Source organism: uncultured Roseobacter sp. (assembly GCF_947501835.1).
Classification (GTDB): domain Bacteria; phylum Pseudomonadota; class Alphaproteobacteria; order Rhodobacterales; family Rhodobacteraceae; genus Roseobacter.
On record NZ_CANMXR010000001.1, the window covers coordinates 605,422 to 622,068 of the forward strand.

Genomic DNA, 16,647 nt, shown 5'->3' on the forward strand with positions numbered 1-16,647 from the left:
CCGTTTCTCAGAAACGCTTTAAAAGATCAAAGGGTATTGAATCGGTATTGCGAACAATTGGATGCGAAATGACCGACCTATGCGCCGGTCATCAGAAACCGCGGTTTCTTAGGGCATCGGAAGAGCACGTCGAGAGGGCCAAACTCTGCACCGTCAACGAATACCAGAAATCCGTTCGACCTCTTTCTCAATCCGCGCGGCCATCAACATGAGCTGAAGAACCTCCCCATGTGGTTTCTCAGACGCAAGCGTGTAGGCCGCTTCTTCCACCAGTTTGGCCGCCAGGAAAAGACATTCGGTTGATTTCAGGGAATCGGGCAACGCCTCGGTTTCCGTCAGCAATTGCGTGAACGTGCTGCGGTGGGAGTACTTCTGGGTCTTGCCGCGCTTTTCATTCGACCGCTCAAAGTCATAGATGTACAGATTGCTTTCTTCGAGCGATTGCTGAGGCTTTGTCACAGAAGGTTCCCGTTGGATCATTTTCGGTTTTTTGCGGTCATGTTCGCGTTACGACCGGTGGTTGTTTAAACAGACCAAAAATGAAACATTCCTGTCAATAAAGAAGCAAGAACATCGGCATTTTCCTCTTCGCAACCGCGCTATTTTGAGTGTTTTGAGACAAAATATCCCATTCGCAAAATGGCACCCGCAGTGCGCCTCAGAGAGCTAGGTTGCCTCGCAACGCAAGCTTTGAGCACAGACGATGAAGTTCTGCGCCGGAAACAGCTGGCCGCGACCTGCGTGCCGCGCCAATTTACTTGTGGGCTTTCCGGCTTGCATCCGCTTCCTCGGCAATCCCGGACAGGTTCGTTTCTGAGCCTGAAAGGCGTGCGCGACGACAGGCGAAAATGGATCAATCAGGGACCCATCCGAAGCATCGCAGCCGACCTTCTAACCTGACTGCGCAAATTGCTTTAGTCCCGCCGCCCTTGCGCCTATAGTTTCGCAAAAGACCCTCAAAGGGACAGGCATTCATGGCCGGATCGGCTGAAACCGGGAAGACTGACTTCAATGTGGTTGTTGTCGCGCAAAAAGGGCGGCTGACTTATGAGGCGTTGCTGTTTGCAGCCTCCTTGCGCCAGTGCAGTCCGGATTTTAGCGGTCGGTTGCTGATCGCCGAGCCACAACCTGGTCCGCTCTGGCCAGATGATCCGCGTATCTCCGATCATGCTGCGCTGGAGATGTTTGGGGCGCTCGGGGCGGAAATCCTGCCTTTTGAAAGCATTCACTTTGGTGCGGAGTACCCCTATGGCAACAAGATCGAAATGCTCGCAGCGCTTCCCCCCCAAGAGCCTTTTGTCTTTTTCGACACCGACACCCTGATCACCGGCGATCTGACGCAGGTGCCCTTTGACTTCGCCCGTCCCACGGCATCACTCCGGCGCGAAGGCACCTGGCCCAAACCCGAACTCTACGGGCCCGGCTACACTGATCTGTGGCGGTCTCTCTATGACAAGTTCGGGCTGGATTTCGAAAGCTCGCTCGACCCCGATCAACCCGACGAATACTGGAAACGTTACCTCTATTTCAACGCCGGGTTCTTCTTCTACGAATGCCCGCGTGTCTTTGGTGACCTGTTTCGCGACTATGCTGTGGCGATCCGAAACGACCCGCCACAGGCGCTTTGCGCGCAGGAATTGCACCCCTGGCTGGATCAGATCGCCCTGCCTCTGGTCATTCACGCGCTTGGCGGCGGGCGTGACACCCTACCCGCTGGATTGCTGGACGGCACCGTGAGTTGCCATTACCGCATGTTCCCGCTGCTCTATGCCCGCGAAAGCGACCATGTGATCAAGGTCCTCGAAGAGGTCGCGGCCCCCAATAAACTCAAGAAGCTGCTCAAGGCGCATGAGCCGATCAAGCGCAACGTCTATCAGGGCCGGGGCGCAAAGGTGCGCGCACTCTTCGATCAGGACAACCTGCCACGGCGCGAAGCTGCGATCCGGAACCGGATCAAATCCGCGGGCTTCTGGATGCGCTGACAGACGGGGGCAGAGCAGCCGCCCTTGTATGCTCTGCCCCCTTCGCCTAACGATATGGGCAAATAGTCCTCAGGAGGAACCCCATGACAGACGGCCCCAGCTACGGCTTTGACACCCTGCAAATTCACGCAGGCGCGCGCCCCGACCCGGCAACCGGTGCCCGCCAGACGCCGATCTACCAGACCACAGCCTATGTGTTCCGCGATGCGGATCATGCGGCGGCGCTGTTTAATCTGCAGGAAGTGGGGTTCATCTATTCACGCCTGACCAATCCCACCGTCGCCGTGCTGCAGGAACGGATCGCCACACTCGAAGGGGGCGTCGGTGCGGCCTGCTGTTCCTCGGGCCACGCCGCCCAGATCATGGCGCTTTTCCCGCTGATGATGCCGGGCAAGAACATCGTGGTTTCCACCCGGCTTTATGGTGGGACGGTCACGCAATTCTCGCACACGATCAAACGGTTCGGCTGGGAAGCTACTTTCGTCGATTTCGACGATCTGGATGCGGTCAAAGCGGCGATCAACGACGACACGCGTGCGGTGTTCTGCGAAGCCATCGCCAACCCGGGCGGCTATATCACCGATCTCGACGCAATATCGAAAATCTCCGATGCGGCGGGCATTCCGCTGATCGTCGACAATACCTCCGCCACGCCCTACCTCTGCCGCCCGATTGAGCATGGCGCGACGCTGGTCGTGCATTCCACCACGAAATACCTGACCGGCAATGGCACGGTAACCGGCGGCTGCGTGGTGGATTCAGGCAAATTCGACTGGTCAGCAAACGATAAATTCCCCTCGCTCAGCCAACCGGAGCCTGCCTATCACGGGCTGAAGTTCCACGAGACCTTTGGGCCCCTCGCCTTCACCTTCCACTCCATCGCCATCGGGCTGCGAGACCTCGGCATGACGATGAACCCGCAGGCGGCGCATTATACGCTGATGGGGACGGAAACGCTGAGCCTGCGCATGGAACGTCATGTGGAGAATGCCGAGACTGTGGCGGGCTGGCTGGAGAAAGACCCGCGCGTAGACTACGTGACCTACGCCGGTTTGAAATCATCGCCCTACCATGACCGGGTCAAAAAGATCTGCCCCAAGGGCGCGGGCGGGCTCTTCACCTTCGCGATCAAGGGCGGGTATGAGGCTTGCGTGAAATTCGTCAACGCGCTGGAGATCTTCAGCCATGTGGCCAATCTCGGCGATACCCGCAGCCTTGTCATCCACTCCGCCTCCACTACCCACCGGCAGTTGACAGCGGAGCAACAGGAAGCCGCGGGGGCCGGTCCGGGCGTGGTGCGCATTTCCATCGGTACGGAAAACGCCGATGATCTGATTGCCGATCTGGATCAGGCCTTGGCCAAAGCCACCAGTTGAACATGAAAAAGGGGCGCTCCGACGGCACCCCTTTTTCCAGTTCTAAGAGAAGCTATTCAGCGATGGTAAAAACGATGTTGACCGAAGCCGTCACGGTCAACTCTCCCGCAGCCACCGGTGCGTCCATCTGACGGGCGGCCGCCATCTCCATCATCTGCGGGCGTGGCATGCCGCCCTGTTCGCTGATCGATTGAATGGCGCCCAAAACGACACCCGCGGCATCCGCCAATTGCTGAGCACGGTCTATCGCGTCGCGCACCGCCTCGGCCCGGGCCGCATCTGCGACCGGTTTCGGCTCTTGCAGGCCAAATGACAAGCCATTGAAGGTATTGGCACCGTCACTGACAACCAGATCCAGGATGCCACCAAGTGCCGCCAGATCGCGCACCCGCACGGTCAGAGTGTTGCTGGCCACAAAGCCGGTGATCTTTGCCGGTGTGTCGCTGTTCGATCCCCGCCCCGACCAGACCGGTTGCAGCGAAATATTGTTGGTTTGCATGTCGCGCGGCGCGATCCCCGCCTCCGACAACCGGCTCAACACGGCTGCTACGCCTTCAGATGTCGCTGCCATGGCGGCGGCGGCCTCTTTCGCCTCCTGGGTCACGCCAAGGCGAATGGTCGCCATATCCGGGGCAGCCTCAACCGCGCCCTGTCCGTTCGTAGTGATCACGCGCAGATCTTCGGCAAAAGCGTTGCCTGCTGCCATGCACAAGATCATCACAAGCTTAAAAACATGTCTCATCGTTATCCTCCATACATTCCATTTACCTGACACTCCCGCTCCTGCAAGAGCAAGCCGTTAAGACATGGTTCACTTTTCCTCGGCAAAGACCTGCTGTATGATCTCAAATGTCATCAACGTTCTGTGCAACTTCGCAATCGGCTGGTAAACCCACGACATGAAACCAAACTTCGCGTTGTCTTTATCCGCTGAGAGCATCCGGTTGCTGCATCGCGCAGCGGGCGGGTGGCGACTGGTCGGCGAAGTTTCGCCAGAGGCAAAAGAGCTGATTTCCGAGCTCGCGATGCTGCGCAAAACCGCGTCGTCGCTGGCGCCGGACGGGGTGCGCTGCAAGCTTGTCATTCCCAATGGGCAGATCCGTTATCTGAGCATCGACACACCGGATATGGACATCGCCGCCTGCCGGGATGCCGCGCGGGCCGCCCTTGAGGGTGCAACGCCCTATGCGGTCGACGATCTGGCGTTCGACATCTCTCAAGACGGTGATCGCACCCATGTCGCGGCTGTCGCACAGGAAACGCTGGACGAAGCCGAGACCTTTGCGGAGGAGCACAGGTTTCATCCCGTCAGTTTCGTGGCGATCCCGGATCACAACTCCTTTCTTGGCGAACCTTACTTTGGGCCGTCAAAAGCGGCGCGCACCTTGCTGGAGAGCGGCCAAAGCGTGGAGCCGGACGGCGTTGCCATTGTCGTCATCGGTGACGTGACCGTGCCCGAAGGCCCCGTCGTGGAGCCCGCCGCAGCGGAGGCGACGCCCGCTGATGCTGCGCATGTGATCGATTGGACCGATGACACCGCAACCGAGCCCCGAAACCGGTTGGGTGACGCGCTCGAAAACCTGCGCAAGAACAGTGATATCTCCGCAGATGTCGCGGCGCCCCAGGTGCCACCCATCGATGTGCCGCCGCCCCCGCCAACGTTCTCCAGCAGGCGGCAACCCATCGCGCCACCGCGCCCCACCTTCGTGCAAAAGCCGGAGCCAGCCATGGCAGCGCGTGGTTTTGCAGAATCGGCGGCGGCGCCCTACACGCCCAAAGCCCGTTCGGTGCGCGTTCCAAAACCGAATGTCGTTGCACCGGTAAAACCCAAGCCCGTCACGGATGAAGCCGAACGCATGACCGTGTTCGGGGCCCGCGCGCAGATGCCACGCAAACAAGCGCCGCGCTATACAGCTCTTGTTCTGACGGTTGCACTTCTGGTTATTCTCGTCGGAGTAGGCGCTTTTGCATCTGGCAAGATGCCGGAAAGCATCGCGGGTCTTTTTGACCGCACATCCCGTGCCGATGTCGATACCACGGCCATCCAGGTCTCTCCGCCCATTCCACAATCGGATGCATCCAAAGCTGATCCGGCCCCTACCCAGCTCGACGAAACCGAATTCACCTCGCTTAACCCGAACCTGACGGATGAAGATGCCGCCGTGCTTGATGCGTTGCGCACACCGCTCGCACAAGACGACAGCGCATCGCCGCAACCGACGACCACTGATGATCTGCGCGCGCAATACGCGGTCACCGGGATCTGGCCCATCGCGCCAGATGTCCCGAGACCCCCGCCCCTGGTTGATATCGAAGACCTTTATGTGACCAGCATCGATCCGATTGAGCCCGCGTTCGACGCCGTTGCCCTGCCATCAGTGGAAGAGCTCAATCGCGATGTCGCGCTGGACGCCCCCAATTCACCCGCGGCTGCAGGGACAAAATTTGCACTGGATGATCGCGGGCTTGTTGTCGGATCCAGCGAGGGTGCGCTCTCGCCCGATGGCATCAAGATCTTCGCCGGTGCCCCGCCTGTCCGCCCCACCTCGCTGCCCGAACGCGGTGGCCCCGAAGCCACGGAAGAGCTGAGCCCGGTGCAGACGGAGCTTGCCGCCTTCCGCCCGCGTCTGCGCCCGGCCGACATTGTGGAGACAACGGAGCGCGCAACGCTGGACGGCCTTACACGCTCGGAACTGGCGGAAATTCGGCCCCCCGCGCGGCCGAGGCCGCCGTCACCTGAAACCACTGTTGCCTCAGCGAGCCTCGTTCCGCTGGAGGGCAGTGCCGCGCTCCTGTCGGACCCGAATGCGCAGGGCATTGCCGCCAGCAACAGCCGTTTGGCCCTGGCGGCAACCCTGCGTCCCGACGCACGCCCAAGCAATTTCAACCAGATCGTTCAGCGCTCCCAAGAAGCCGCCGCCGCTGCAGCTTCGGTTGCCACCGCATCGATTGCACCACGCGCCATCACGCCCAACATCCCCTCAAGCGCCTCCGTGGCCCGCGAGGCCACCGTGCGCAACGCAATCAATCTGCGGAAGGTCAATCTGATCGGCGTTTATGGCACGCCCTCCCAGCGGCGCGCCCTGGTACGTCTCGCAAACGGGCGCTACAAAAAGGTCGAGGTCGGTGATCGCATTGATGGCGGGCGTATCTCGGCCATTGGTGAGGGCGAGCTACGGTATCAGAAAAGCGGTCGGAACATCGTTTTGAAAATGCCCAAAGGCTGACCCGTCGGGGGAGCGCCCCATGGCACGCCCGTAGACTTCCCAACTCCTGATCCCCCGCTGAGTGACTGAGCACCCAAACAGCTTACTCCGCGGCCAGCTCCCCGCTATCGATCTGCTCTTGCTCAATACTCTCGAAGAGCGCCTTGAAGTTGCCCTCGCCGAACCCATCATCACCCTTGCGCTGGATGAATTCGAAAAAGATCGGCCCGATCACGGTTTTTGAGAAGATCTGCAGGAGGATCTTGGTCTCGCCACCATCGACGACGCCTTCGCCATCGATCAGAATGCCGTGTTTTTTCATCCGGTCAATCGGCTCCTCATGCCCGACAACCCGATCCTTACTGAGCGCATAATAGGTTTCGGGGGGCCCGGGCATGAATTTCAACCCACGCGCGGCGATCTCATCGGTGCTGTCGTAAATGTCGCTGGAGCCCACGGCGATATGCTGAATGCCCTCGCCCTTGTATTTTTTCAGATAGGATACAATCTGCCCGGTCTCGCCCCGATCCTCATTGATCGGAATGCGAATGCGCCCACAAGGCGAGGTCAGCGCACGGCTCAGCAGACCGCTGAACTTGCCCTCGATGTCGAAGAACCGGATTTCGCGAAAGTTGAACAGGTCGCCATAGAACTTGAACCAGATGTCCATGTTGCCCTTGTGCACGTTATGGGTCAGGTGATCGAGATAATAAAAACCGACCCCCGCAGGTTTGGAGTGCGCAATCCAGTCGAATTCCGCGTTATACGGGCTGGTGTCGTAATACTGATCGACAAAATAAAGCAGCGATCCGCCAATGCCGACAATCGCCGGCACATCCAGCGCTTTGCCCTCGCCCTCATAGGGCGTGGCGCCCTTCGCCACCGCATGGTCAAAAGCGTGCTGGGCATCCACGACGCGCCAACCCATGGAGGGCGCGCAGGGCCCGTGCTCTTCGACAAACCGTGCAGCAAAACTCTCAGGATCCGCATTCAGCACATAGGTGATGTCACCCTGCTGCCAAAGCTCGATCTGCTTGGTCTTATGGTTGGCCACATGCGCATAGCCCATGCGCGCAAAGAGATCGCGCAATTCCTGTGGGTCGGGGTGGGCGAACTCCACAAACTCAAACCCATCGGTCCCGGTCGGGTTTTCGGCTGTGATCGAAGACTTTGGTGCGTCATGCGGGAAAGGTCCCATGAGAAAACTCCTGAAATGAGTGGAATCACGCGCGAAACGCACGGTTTTACGGCAAAATACATCCTATTCACTGTGAAATTCGCGCAACTTCGGTCAAAGCATTGGCTATTCATGCGGATTGCGCGCACAATAAGCGTGAAACGTGGAAAAAGGACGCATGATGCTGGATGACGTCGATACCCGCCTTTTGGAAGCCCTGCAAAAGAATGCGCACCTGACCGCGCAGCAGCTGGGCGAACGTCTCAACCTTTCCCCGAGCCAGGCCGGGCGCAGACGCCAGCGTCTGGAAAACGACGGCTACATCCGCGCCTATGTCGCCCGGCTTGATCCCGCACGGTTGGGGCTACATGTTCAGGGGTTCGTGCAGGTTCACCTGGGCACGCATGGACCGGATCAGTCAAAGAGCTTTGCGCGCCTCGTAGATACCCGCCCGGAAATCACGAGTGCGTGGACATTGACCGGGGATGCGGACTATCTTTTGAGGGTTTACTGTGCCGATTTACCAGCGTTAAACGCGCTTATCCACGAAGTCTTGCTGCCGCATCCGGCTGTGGCACGCGTTCACAGCCAGATTGTCATGGACCAACTGAAATCCGACGGGCCCCTGCCCACCTGATCCCCTGCGAGGAGAACCCGCATTCATGGAAAGTTTCCTGTTCCAAGCGTCCATCTACCTTGCCGCAGCGGTCATCGCGGTGCCGATTGCGGCGCGGCTGGGGTTGGGGTCGGTGCTGGGCTACCTCGCGGCCGGGATCATCATCGGGCCGGTGCTGGGGCTTGTGGGCGCCGAAACCGAAGACCTGCAGCACTTTGCCGAATTCGGTGTTGTGATGATGCTGTTTCTCATCGGGCTGGAGCTCGAACCCCGCACATTGTGGGACATGCGCCACCGCCTCATTGGCCTGGGCGGTTTACAGATCGGGCTCAGCACGCTGGCGATCATGGGCATCGCAATGGCCTACCACCAACCCTGGGGCGTGGCGCTGGCCATCGGGCTGGCGCTGTCGCTGAGTTCCACGGCCATCGTTCTGCAAACCCTGTCGGAAAAGGGTCTGATGCAAACGAGCGGCGGACGATCCGTGTTCTCCGTACTGCTGACGCAGGACATCGCGGTTATCCCGATCCTCGCCTTCCTGCCGCTGCTGGTGGCGGCTGTCCCTGCGCAACTCAACACAGACGGCTCGATCCAGCGCGCCGGCGAAGAAGCCCACGACAAGGCGCACCACAGCCTGTCGCTGGTCGAAGGTCTGCCGGGATGGGGGGTCACGCTGGTCACCCTCGCAGCCATTGCTGCGGTTGTACTGGCGGGTGTGTTTCTGACCCGACCGCTCTTTCGCTACATCCACTCCGCCCGGCTGCGCGAAATGTATACCGCGCTGGCCCTGCTCATCGTCGTGGGCATTTCCTTTCTGATGACGCTGGTGGGCCTGTCCCCGGCGCTTGGCGCATTTCTGGCCGGTGTGGTGCTGGCCAGTTCGGAATTCCGTCACGAGTTGGAAACCGACCTTGAACCCTTCAAGGGGCTGTTGCTGGGTCTCTTTTTCATCACCGTGGGCGCGGGCATCAATTTCACCCTGCTGTTCGACAACGTGGCGGGCATCGTCGCGATGGCGCTGCTGGTGATCCTCATCAAGGGCCTGATCCTGTTTTTCCTCGGGCGCGCCTTCAAGCTCAAGGGCAAGGACCATTGGCTTTTCACGCTCGCGCTGGCGCAGGCGGGTGAGTTCGGATTTGTGCTGGTGTCCTTCTCCGTCGTGCAGGGCGTCATTCCGAGGGGGGTTGCCGAAACGCTGTTGCTGGTGATCTCCATCTCCATGCTGATCACACCCTTGCTGTTCATCCTCTACGATTTCCTCTCGAAACGGATGCAGGACACGCAGGAACAACACCCAGACGACGAGATCGACGAAGAAGGCCCGGTGATCATCGCCGGTATCGGTCGCTTCGGGCAGATCGTGAACCGGCTGGTGCAAGCCAACGGGTTCAATACGGTTGTGCTGGATCACGACATGGAAACGATCGCGGTGATGCGGCGCTTTGGCTTTAAGGGGTTTTTGGGCGATCCCACGCGCCCTGACATTCTACGCGCTGCGGGTCTGGACGCGGCGCGCGTGCTGGTGGTGGCGCTCGATGACAAGGAGGCCGCGATAAAGCTGGTCCGATACGCCCGGAAACTGCGCCCGGATCTGCATATCGTTGCCCGTGCGCGGGACCGCACCCATGTTTACAGGCTATATCAGGCGGGGGCCGATGACATCGTGCGCGAGCTCTTTGACAGCTCCCTGCGCGCCGGGCGCTACGTGCTCGAAAACATGGGGCTCAGCGATTACGAGGCGGCGGAGGCCGAGCGCATCTTCTACCACCATGACCGATATTCGGTGCAGGAATTGGCGCAGCTCTGGGATCCGGATATTCCCGCCAGCCAGAACGCGGCCTACCTGGCCCGCGCCAAAGAGCTGCAGAAAGAGCTGGAAACCGCCTTCCTCAGCCGCGACAGCGAGAAAAAGAGCGCGTGATGTGAGGCCGCGAAACCCTGACAGTAGATCGGGGTTTCGATGTCTGCGTTCAGCTGTCGGAAACGCCAGCTTCGGCAAAGGTTGCCATACCGCTCAGACAGGCCACAGCAGCCTTCAAAACCCCAAGGGACAGCGCCGCACCGGAGGCCTCCCCCAGACGCAGGCCAAGTGACAGCAACGGTTCTTTGCCCAGCGCCTTCAACATCGGGCCATGCGCGCCTTCGGCACTCAGGTGACTGGCGACGCAGTGATCGAGGGAACCCGCCACCGTCTTTTCCAGACAGGCCGCTGCGGCACAGCAAATGAACCCGTCCAACAGCACCGGGATACGCAAGCTACGCGCCCGCGCAATGGCCCCCACCATGCCCGCCAGCTCACGCCCGCCCAGACGGCGCAGCTTTTCCAGCCCGTCGCCTTTGCCGCCGTGTCGCGCCACGCCTTCTGCAACCACGCGGGTCTTCGTCGCCAGACCCTCATCATCCACGCCGGTGCCGCGCCCCGTCCAGGCGCCCGCATCCCCGCCAAAAAGCGCTGTGGCCAGTGCTGCCGCAGAGGTCGTATTCCCGATCCCCATTTCGCCCGTGACCAGCACATCCGTGGTCTCATCAACCGCGTTCCAACCCGCCAGCAGAGCCTCGCAGAGCTCATCTTCGCGCATTGCCGGGCCTTGTGTGAAATCGGCCGTGGGCCGGTCCAATGACAAGGCATGAACATCCAGTTTGGCCCCGAAGGTGCGCGCCAACTGGTTGATCGCCGCCCCGCCGTGCTCGAAATTCAGCACCATCTGCGCGGTCACCTCCGATGGGAAGGCAGACACGCCCTGCGCCGCGACCCCATGGTTGCCGGCAAAAACGATGACCTGCGGCGCGGCAACCGTCGGGCGATCCGTGCCGCGCCACCCGGCATACCAGATCGCAAGATCCTCGAGGCGGCCCAGGGCTGCGGGCGGTTTGGTCAATTGCCCGTTGCGCGCGCCTGCTGCTGCGATGGCCGCTGTGTCCCTGGCAGGCTGCGTTGCGAGGAGGTTCCTGAACCCTGCCAAATCGGAAAAAGCTGCTGTCATCGGGTCACCTCGGTTGCATCATTCTTTGCACCTCATTACCCAATGCTGAGACACTCACAAGGCAAGAAACGGCATGTAATGTCATGAAAACCGACAGATTACCCTTTTGGGTTCTGGATATGCTGGTCGCGGGCAGCCTGCTCAGCCGCCTGCCGCTTCCGCAGCTGCACGAAGGCGCCTATGAGCGCGCGGCACGCGCGGTGTGGGCCTATTCGATCACTGGCGCCGTTCTGGGCCTGATTGCGGGTGGCTTTGGGTTTGCGCTGATGGGTCTGGGGCTCCCTGCGGGTCTTGCCGCGGGGGGTCTTCTCGCCGTCCTCATGCTGTCAACCGGCGGGATGCATGAGGACGGGCTGGCCGATACCGCCGATGGTTTCTGGGGCGGGTTCGACGCACAGCGGCGCTTGGCGATCATGAAAGACAGCCACCTCGGTACCTATGGCCTGCTTGCCTTGATCGTGGTGACCGGTCTGCGGTGGGTCGCCTATGCATTCTTGCTGCCACTGGGCGTTTGGCCGGTTGTTGCCGTGGCCGTGCTCTCGCGCAGTGTGATGCCCTGCCTGATGGTCGCTTTGCCTCATGCGCGCGACACCGGCCTGTCACATAGCGTCGGTCGCCCGGGCGAGGTCTCGGTGATCGCCGGATTGGGCTTGGCCCTGGCCCTCGCGGGGGCGAGCCTAGGTGGCATTGCGATCCTGTGTTTGCTGGTGGCGCTGTTGACCGCCGCCGCCATGGGCCTGTTGGCGCGCGCGAAAATAGGCGGGCAGACTGGTGATGTTCTGGGCGCCGTGCAACAGCTTTCCGAAGTTGCCGTTCTTATGGTTCTTGTGGCCGTCTTGACATAAAGAAAGCCGCCCCCTTTTCAGGGAACGGCCTTGTTCAACCTTGATATCGGATCAGGCCGCGACGCGGCTTTCCAGCACGTCACCCACCTGCTTGGCCGCGGCAAGCTCATCGCCACCGCTCACTGCCGCAACCTCCCGGGTCAACCGTTCAAGTGCGGCCTCATACAGCTGGCGTTCAGAATAGCTTTGTTCGCGCTGATCGTCGGTGCGGTGCAAATCACGCACCACTTCCGCAATCGCGATCAGATCGCCCGAGTTGATCTTTTGCTCATATTCCTGTGCCCGGCGTGACCACATGGCGCGCTTCACCTTGGCCTTGCCCTTGAGCGTCCGCATCGCATGGGTGATCACATCCGGCGAGCTCAGCGCCCGCATCCCGATCTCCGTCGCCTTATGCGTCGGCACCCGCAGTGTCATCTTGTCCTTCTCAAAGGAAATCACAAAAAGCTCCAGCGAAATACCGGCCACTTCCTGCTCCTCGATCGACAGAATCTGACCCACGCCATGCGCTGGGTAGACGACAAATTCGTTCGGGCGGAAATCAAGTTTCTTCGATTTGGTCATTCAGTGTTCCTTAGAAAACAGGCGTGCAAATCGAAACTTTCGACAGTCAAAATCACACCAAGCGGTGGCCTCGCAGCCGCGCCCCTGAGTGTGAGTAAGTCGATTTTCCGGTGCCTGCCCCCTCTTCGAGGCAGGGCAATTAGCTCGTCCATTATTACTTTGTGACAGAAGTATAACACAAAAATGCACCGCAAAAAAGCGCACGCTGCGTCAACTTGCGAAAAATCGGGAAAAATGAGTGCCTTAACCGGAGAGTTCTGCGCAGGGACCGCTTCGAATCAGCCAGATTGACCTAGCCGCCCTCACCCGGTGCTTCGGAAAAATACTTCTCCAGCTTGCCGGATTCGCCATCCCGCTCTTCCGCGTCAGGCAGCGGGTCCTTCTTGGTGATGATCACCGGCCACATCTCGGAATACTTGCGGTTGAATTCCACCCATTTTTCCATGTCCGGTTCGGTATCCGGGCGGATCGCATCGGCGGGACATTCTGGCTCGCATACACCACAGTCGATGCATTCATCGGGGTGAATGACCAGCATGTTCTCGCCCTCGTAGAAACAATCCACCGGACAGACTTCGACGCAGTCGGTGTATTTGCAGGCAATGCAGCTGTCGTTCACGATATAGGTCATCGGACCCTCTTTTTCCCCAAGATCATATGGTAGCTAAATGAGGCAAAGGGATCATTCAAGAGAGCGTGCCTTAGAAAGATCAAGGATGCGACGATTGCGCTTCGTTGGACGACCTTTTCCCTCATAGGCCGGGTTTTTCGGGTCGCTATCCTTGGATTTCGCCTCCGGCGGGGACAAATCCGTGTAAAGCTCCTGAGCTTCCGGCGCCGGACCGCGCCGCGTGCCAATTGCATCGATCCTGATCACGCGAATATGATCGCCCTGCGCAAAGGTCAGAACGTCCTCCGGCCCGACCATCTGGCTGCGCTTTTGTGTATGAACGCCATTGACGCGCACGTCCCCGGCGGCGACGCGGGTTGCGGCGAGCGACCGGGTCTTGAAAAACCGCGCGTGCCACAACCATTTGTCCAACCGGAGTTTTTCAGCCAATTATTTGGTGTCCTTGAGCCCCATAAGTGCTGCCGCGAAAGGATTGTCCGGATCGATCTTCTTTTCCGGTTTTGGCGGACGGGCCGAAAACTTCTGGCCGCTCTGCCCCTTGTCACTGCGCGGCCCGCCGCGCTTGCCCTTGCCGCCGGGTTTGCCTTTGCCCTTGCCCTGCGGACGATCCGCAGACCCGCGTTTGTTAGCGTGACCTGCCGGACGTGCCGTGCGGCCCCAGGTGAAGGTATAGAAAACCTCTGTCTCGGGCGCAGTGTCCGTCGCGGCTGCTCCCGCATCTTCGCCAGATGCAGCATCGTCCGCCGCTTCTGGTGCCGTCTCCGCTGGCGCGGTCTCTTGCTCGACTTCGGCGGCGTCAGGCGTTTCGCTTGCGGTCTCCGCCGCCTCAGACGTCACAACCTCATCGGGCGCTTTTGCCTTTTCTGCAGCAGTGGGATCAATGGCCTTGACCTTTATACGCTCGCCTTTCTCGGCCTTGTAGCCAAGACCCTGCATAAGATCAGCGAACTGCTCCAGCGTCATGCCCGTGATCGACAGCATGTCTGCTGTCGCCTCGAACCCCGCACGCGAATTCTCCGAGCGCAGCATATCCGCCAACCGCTCCAGCATATCGATACGGATCGCGCGCTCCCCGGCAATCCGGTAGCCCGACATCGTATCCGCCCCTGCGGGCGCAGCGGTATCCGCGGGGATCGTCACCAAACCCGGAGGGGGGGCTTCGGGGAAGTCCTGAACCCCTTGCGACAGGGACCACAACACCAGACGCAGCCGCGTCGGGGCGGGCTTCAGCAAAAGCGGCATGAAGATCGTGAACTGCCCGAACCGAATGCCGTGCTTGCGCAAGGCGCCACGCGCGTCCTGATCGAGCGCCTTCACATCATCGGCAACAGCGGCGCGCGGCAAAACACCGAGGCCCTCGACCATCTGAAAGGCAAAGCCACGCGCCAGCCCGGCCAGCGTTTCATCGCGACCAAGGTTCAGCAGCGGCTCAAACAGCGCCGCGATCTTGCGGTCGATGAAATGCTGCAAACGACGTTGCACCTTCTGCGCCACCTCGGGCCCCGCCACGTCATCGACAAAAACCTCAACCTGCGGCTTGAGCGCATCCGCACCGGCAACCAGCTTGCCAACAGCGTCCTTCCCCCAGATCAGGCCGCCCTGCTCGGTGAAATCGATCTCCGTGTCCGGGGCGTTATAGAACCGATCCGCGCGCAAATGGAATTGGGGCGCCAACGCCTGCAGCGCCGCCGTCTTGATGGTTTTCGCCTCCGCGCCGCCGGCGCCCTTGTCCTGGGAAAACCGGAACCCTTCCAGTCGTCCCACAAATTCGCCTTCGACGGTTACTTCGCCGGTATTCGATACTTCTGCCACCATGGCTTCCTTCTGGCCGAGCCGGCGCAAGAGCACGGATGTGCGCCGGTCTACAAATCTTTGGGTCAAACGCTCGTGCAGCGCATCTGACAATCGGTCTTCTACAGAACGCGCCTGCTCGCGCCAATGACTTTCGTCAATCGTCCAGCCTTTGCGCTGCGCGACATAAGTCCATGTGCGGATAAACGCCAATCTCTTGGACAACGCATCAATGTCGCCATCGGTTCGATCAATTCTGTTGATTTGTTGCGCCAGCCAATCGTCCGGGATCTGGCCGCGTTCGTGCAGATAGGTGAATATCGCCTCCAGAAGGCCCGCGTGTTCCGCGTGGCTGATGCCGCGAAAGTCAGGGATCCGGCACACATCCCAAAGCAGTTTGACCGAAGGCCCATCGCTGCACCGCGCCGCAACCTCGGTGACCTGCGCCAGGGCTTTCAGCGCGCCCAGATCGTCGGCCTCGCGCGCTTTTACCAGAATTTCGTCGTCGGGCGCCGCCTCCAAGGTCTGGATCAGACGGTCAATGGTGCCGAACTGGAGCGCATGATTGCGCCAGTTGAGCTTTTTTTGCGGGGTGAAGCGGTGGTCCATGATCGCCTCAGCGACCCCCTCCTCCAACGGCGATGCCTCTCCGGTCACGCCAAAGGTGCCGTTCTTCATCCCGCGCCCGGCGCGTCCGGCGATCTGCGCCAGTTCATTGGGCGCGAGAGGACGCATCCGGCGCCCGTCGAATTTGGTCAGGCTGGAAAACGCCACGTGATCGACGTCAAGGTTCAGCCCCATCCCGATGGCATCGGTGGCCACCAGAAAATCGACCTCTCCGTTCTGATACATTTCGACCTGCGCATTCCGCGTCCGCGGCGACAGCGCCCCCATGACCACTGCGGCACCGCCCTTCTGGCGGCGGATAAGCTCGGCAATCGCATAGACATTTTCAACCGAAAAGCCGACGATGGCGCTGCGCGGGCGCATCCGGCTTATCTTTTTCGGACCTGTATAGGTCAGGGTCGACATCCGTTCGCGTTGCACGAACTGTGCATTTGGCACCAACGCCCGGATCGGGCCGCGCATGGTGTCCGACCCCAGGAACAGCGTCTCATGCAGCCCTCTGGCCCGCAACAACCGATCGGTAAAGACATGCCCACGTTCCGGATCGGCGCAAAGCTGGATTTCATCCACGGCGAGAAAATCACAGCCCATGCCCTCGGGCATCGCTTCGACCGTGCAGATCCAGTATTGGGTGCGCGGTGGCACAATCCGCTCTTCACCGGTGACCAGGGCAACAACGGAGGGCCCGAGCGCCGCAACAACGCGGTCATAGACCTCGCGCGCCAAAAGCCGCAGCGGCAATCCGATCACACCGCTCTTGTGGCCCAGCATGCGTTCGATGGCATAGGTGGTCTTGCCTGTGTTGGTTGGGCCTAAAACGGCCACAACCCGGGTTTCACCTGTCACGG

14 protein-coding genes are annotated in these 16,647 nt (G+C 60.3%); 6 read left to right on the top strand and 8 right to left on the bottom strand.

All coding sequences use genetic code 11. The features are described 5' to 3' along the window. Positions 1-153: 153 nt before the first annotated feature. Positions 154-459: a hypothetical protein gene (locus tag Q1A20_RS02920; RefSeq protein ID WP_299403736.1), complete on the bottom strand. Its 306-nt coding sequence runs from the start codon at positions 457-459 to the stop codon at positions 154-156. A 515-nt stretch (positions 460-974) separates the two neighbouring features. On the opposite strand from Q1A20_RS02920, the gene Q1A20_RS02925 reads away from it, so the two are divergent. After that, the gene (locus tag Q1A20_RS02925) at positions 975-1,982 is read left to right on the top strand and encodes a hypothetical protein (protein WP_299915843.1); all 1,008 of its coding nucleotides are present in this window, start codon (positions 975-977) and stop codon (positions 1,980-1,982) included. An 83-nt stretch (positions 1,983-2,065) separates the two neighbouring features. Beyond that, a complete protein-coding gene (locus Q1A20_RS02930; RefSeq protein WP_298970065.1) occupies positions 2,066-3,358 on the top strand; it encodes an O-acetylhomoserine aminocarboxypropyltransferase/cysteine synthase family protein in 1,293 nt (430 codons plus the stop codon). 52 nt (positions 3,359-3,410) lie between these two features. Here the strand turns inward: Q1A20_RS02930 and Q1A20_RS02935 are convergent, their stop codons facing one another. After that, positions 3,411-4,100: an SIMPL domain-containing protein gene (locus tag Q1A20_RS02935; RefSeq protein WP_299403730.1), complete on the bottom strand. Its 690-nt coding sequence runs from the start codon at positions 4,098-4,100 to the stop codon at positions 3,411-3,413. Positions 4,101-4,257: 157 nt separating this feature from the next. Here Q1A20_RS02935 and Q1A20_RS02940 point away from each other — a divergent pair, with 157 nt between their 5' ends. Then, positions 4,258-6,585: a hypothetical protein gene (locus tag Q1A20_RS02940; protein WP_299915846.1), complete on the top strand. Its 2,328-nt coding sequence runs from the start codon at positions 4,258-4,260 to the stop codon at positions 6,583-6,585. 82 nt (positions 6,586-6,667) lie between these two features. Here the strand turns inward: Q1A20_RS02940 and hppD are convergent, their stop codons facing one another. Further along, positions 6,668-7,762 (bottom strand): 4-hydroxyphenylpyruvate dioxygenase, encoded by a 1,095-nt coding sequence (gene hppD / locus Q1A20_RS02945; RefSeq protein ID WP_299915848.1) that lies wholly within the window; start codon positions 7,760-7,762, stop codon positions 6,668-6,670. A gap of 160 nt (positions 7,763-7,922) precedes the next feature. Between hppD and Q1A20_RS02950 the strand changes: the two genes are divergently transcribed. Both Q1A20_RS02950 and Q1A20_RS02955 read left to right on the top strand, forming a co-directional pair. Then, on the top strand, positions 7,923-8,378 hold the full coding sequence (locus Q1A20_RS02950; protein WP_298970490.1) for an Lrp/AsnC family transcriptional regulator: 456 nt from the start codon (positions 7,923-7,925) through the stop codon (positions 8,376-8,378). A 25-nt stretch (positions 8,379-8,403) separates the two neighbouring features. Then, positions 8,404-10,278 carry a monovalent cation:proton antiporter-2 (CPA2) family protein gene (locus tag Q1A20_RS02955; RefSeq protein WP_298970074.1) on the top strand — a complete coding sequence of 625 codons (1,875 nt, stop codon included), beginning with the start codon at positions 8,404-8,406 and terminating at the stop codon, positions 10,276-10,278. Positions 10,279-10,327: 49 nt separating this feature from the next. On the opposite strand, the gene cobT is transcribed toward Q1A20_RS02955, so the two are convergent. Further along, on the bottom strand, positions 10,328-11,341 hold the full coding sequence (gene cobT / locus Q1A20_RS02960) for a nicotinate-nucleotide--dimethylbenzimidazole phosphoribosyltransferase (protein WP_298970076.1): 1,014 nt from the start codon (positions 11,339-11,341) through the stop codon (positions 10,328-10,330). An 83-nt stretch (positions 11,342-11,424) separates the two neighbouring features. Here cobT and cobS point away from each other — a divergent pair, with 83 nt between their 5' ends. Continuing rightward, the gene (gene cobS / locus Q1A20_RS02965; RefSeq protein ID WP_298970078.1) at positions 11,425-12,186 is read left to right on the top strand and encodes an adenosylcobinamide-GDP ribazoletransferase; all 762 of its coding nucleotides are present in this window, start codon (positions 11,425-11,427) and stop codon (positions 12,184-12,186) included. Between the two features lie 51 nt (positions 12,187-12,237). Here the strand turns inward: cobS and Q1A20_RS02970 are convergent, their stop codons facing one another. The 4 genes from Q1A20_RS02970 to Q1A20_RS02985 all read right to left on the bottom strand — a co-directional run bounded on the left by Q1A20_RS02970 (position 12,238) and on the right by Q1A20_RS02985 (position 16,645). Next, positions 12,238-12,750: a CarD family transcriptional regulator gene (locus tag Q1A20_RS02970; RefSeq protein WP_298970080.1), complete on the bottom strand. Its 513-nt coding sequence runs from the start codon at positions 12,748-12,750 to the stop codon at positions 12,238-12,240. A gap of 292 nt (positions 12,751-13,042) precedes the next feature. Further along, a complete protein-coding gene (gene fdxA / locus Q1A20_RS02975) occupies positions 13,043-13,381 on the bottom strand; it encodes a ferredoxin FdxA (protein ID WP_298970081.1) in 339 nt (112 codons plus the stop codon). 51 nt (positions 13,382-13,432) lie between these two features. After that, positions 13,433-13,810: an RNA-binding S4 domain-containing protein gene (locus Q1A20_RS02980; protein ID WP_298970082.1), complete on the bottom strand. Its 378-nt coding sequence runs from the start codon at positions 13,808-13,810 to the stop codon at positions 13,433-13,435. Beyond that, complete coding sequence (locus Q1A20_RS02985) at positions 13,811-16,645, bottom strand: helicase-related protein (RefSeq protein ID WP_299915851.1); 2,835 nt, start codon at positions 16,643-16,645, stop codon at positions 13,811-13,813. Positions 16,646-16,647: the final 2 nt, after the last annotated feature.

What these genes read in the sequence shown, in the direction of transcription:
- Q1A20_RS02925 (WP_299915843.1), top strand. Translation starts at nt 975, where the DNA reads ATGGCCGGATCGGCTGAAACCGGGAAGACTGACTTCAATGTGGTTGTT.
- Q1A20_RS02930 (WP_298970065.1), top strand. Translation starts at nt 2,066, where the DNA reads ATGACAGACGGCCCCAGCTACGGCTTTGACACCCTGCAAATTCACGCA.
- Q1A20_RS02935 (WP_299403730.1), bottom strand. Translation starts at nt 4,100, where the DNA reads ATGAGACATGTTTTTAAGCTTGTGATGATCTTGTGCATGGCAGCAGGC.
- Q1A20_RS02940 (WP_299915846.1), top strand. Translation starts at nt 4,258, where the DNA reads ATGAAACCAAACTTCGCGTTGTCTTTATCCGCTGAGAGCATCCGGTTG.
- hppD (WP_299915848.1), bottom strand. Translation starts at nt 7,762, where the DNA reads ATGGGACCTTTCCCGCATGACGCACCAAAGTCTTCGATCACAGCCGAA.
- Q1A20_RS02950 (WP_298970490.1), top strand. Translation starts at nt 7,923, where the DNA reads ATGCTGGATGACGTCGATACCCGCCTTTTGGAAGCCCTGCAAAAGAAT.
- Q1A20_RS02955 (WP_298970074.1), top strand. Translation starts at nt 8,404, where the DNA reads ATGGAAAGTTTCCTGTTCCAAGCGTCCATCTACCTTGCCGCAGCGGTC.
- cobT (WP_298970076.1), bottom strand. Translation starts at nt 11,341, where the DNA reads ATGACAGCAGCTTTTTCCGATTTGGCAGGGTTCAGGAACCTCCTCGCA.
- cobS (WP_298970078.1), top strand. Translation starts at nt 11,425, where the DNA reads ATGAAAACCGACAGATTACCCTTTTGGGTTCTGGATATGCTGGTCGCG.
- Q1A20_RS02970 (WP_298970080.1), bottom strand. Translation starts at nt 12,750, where the DNA reads ATGACCAAATCGAAGAAACTTGATTTCCGCCCGAACGAATTTGTCGTC.
- fdxA (WP_298970081.1), bottom strand. Translation starts at nt 13,381, where the DNA reads ATGACCTATATCGTGAACGACAGCTGCATTGCCTGCAAATACACCGAC.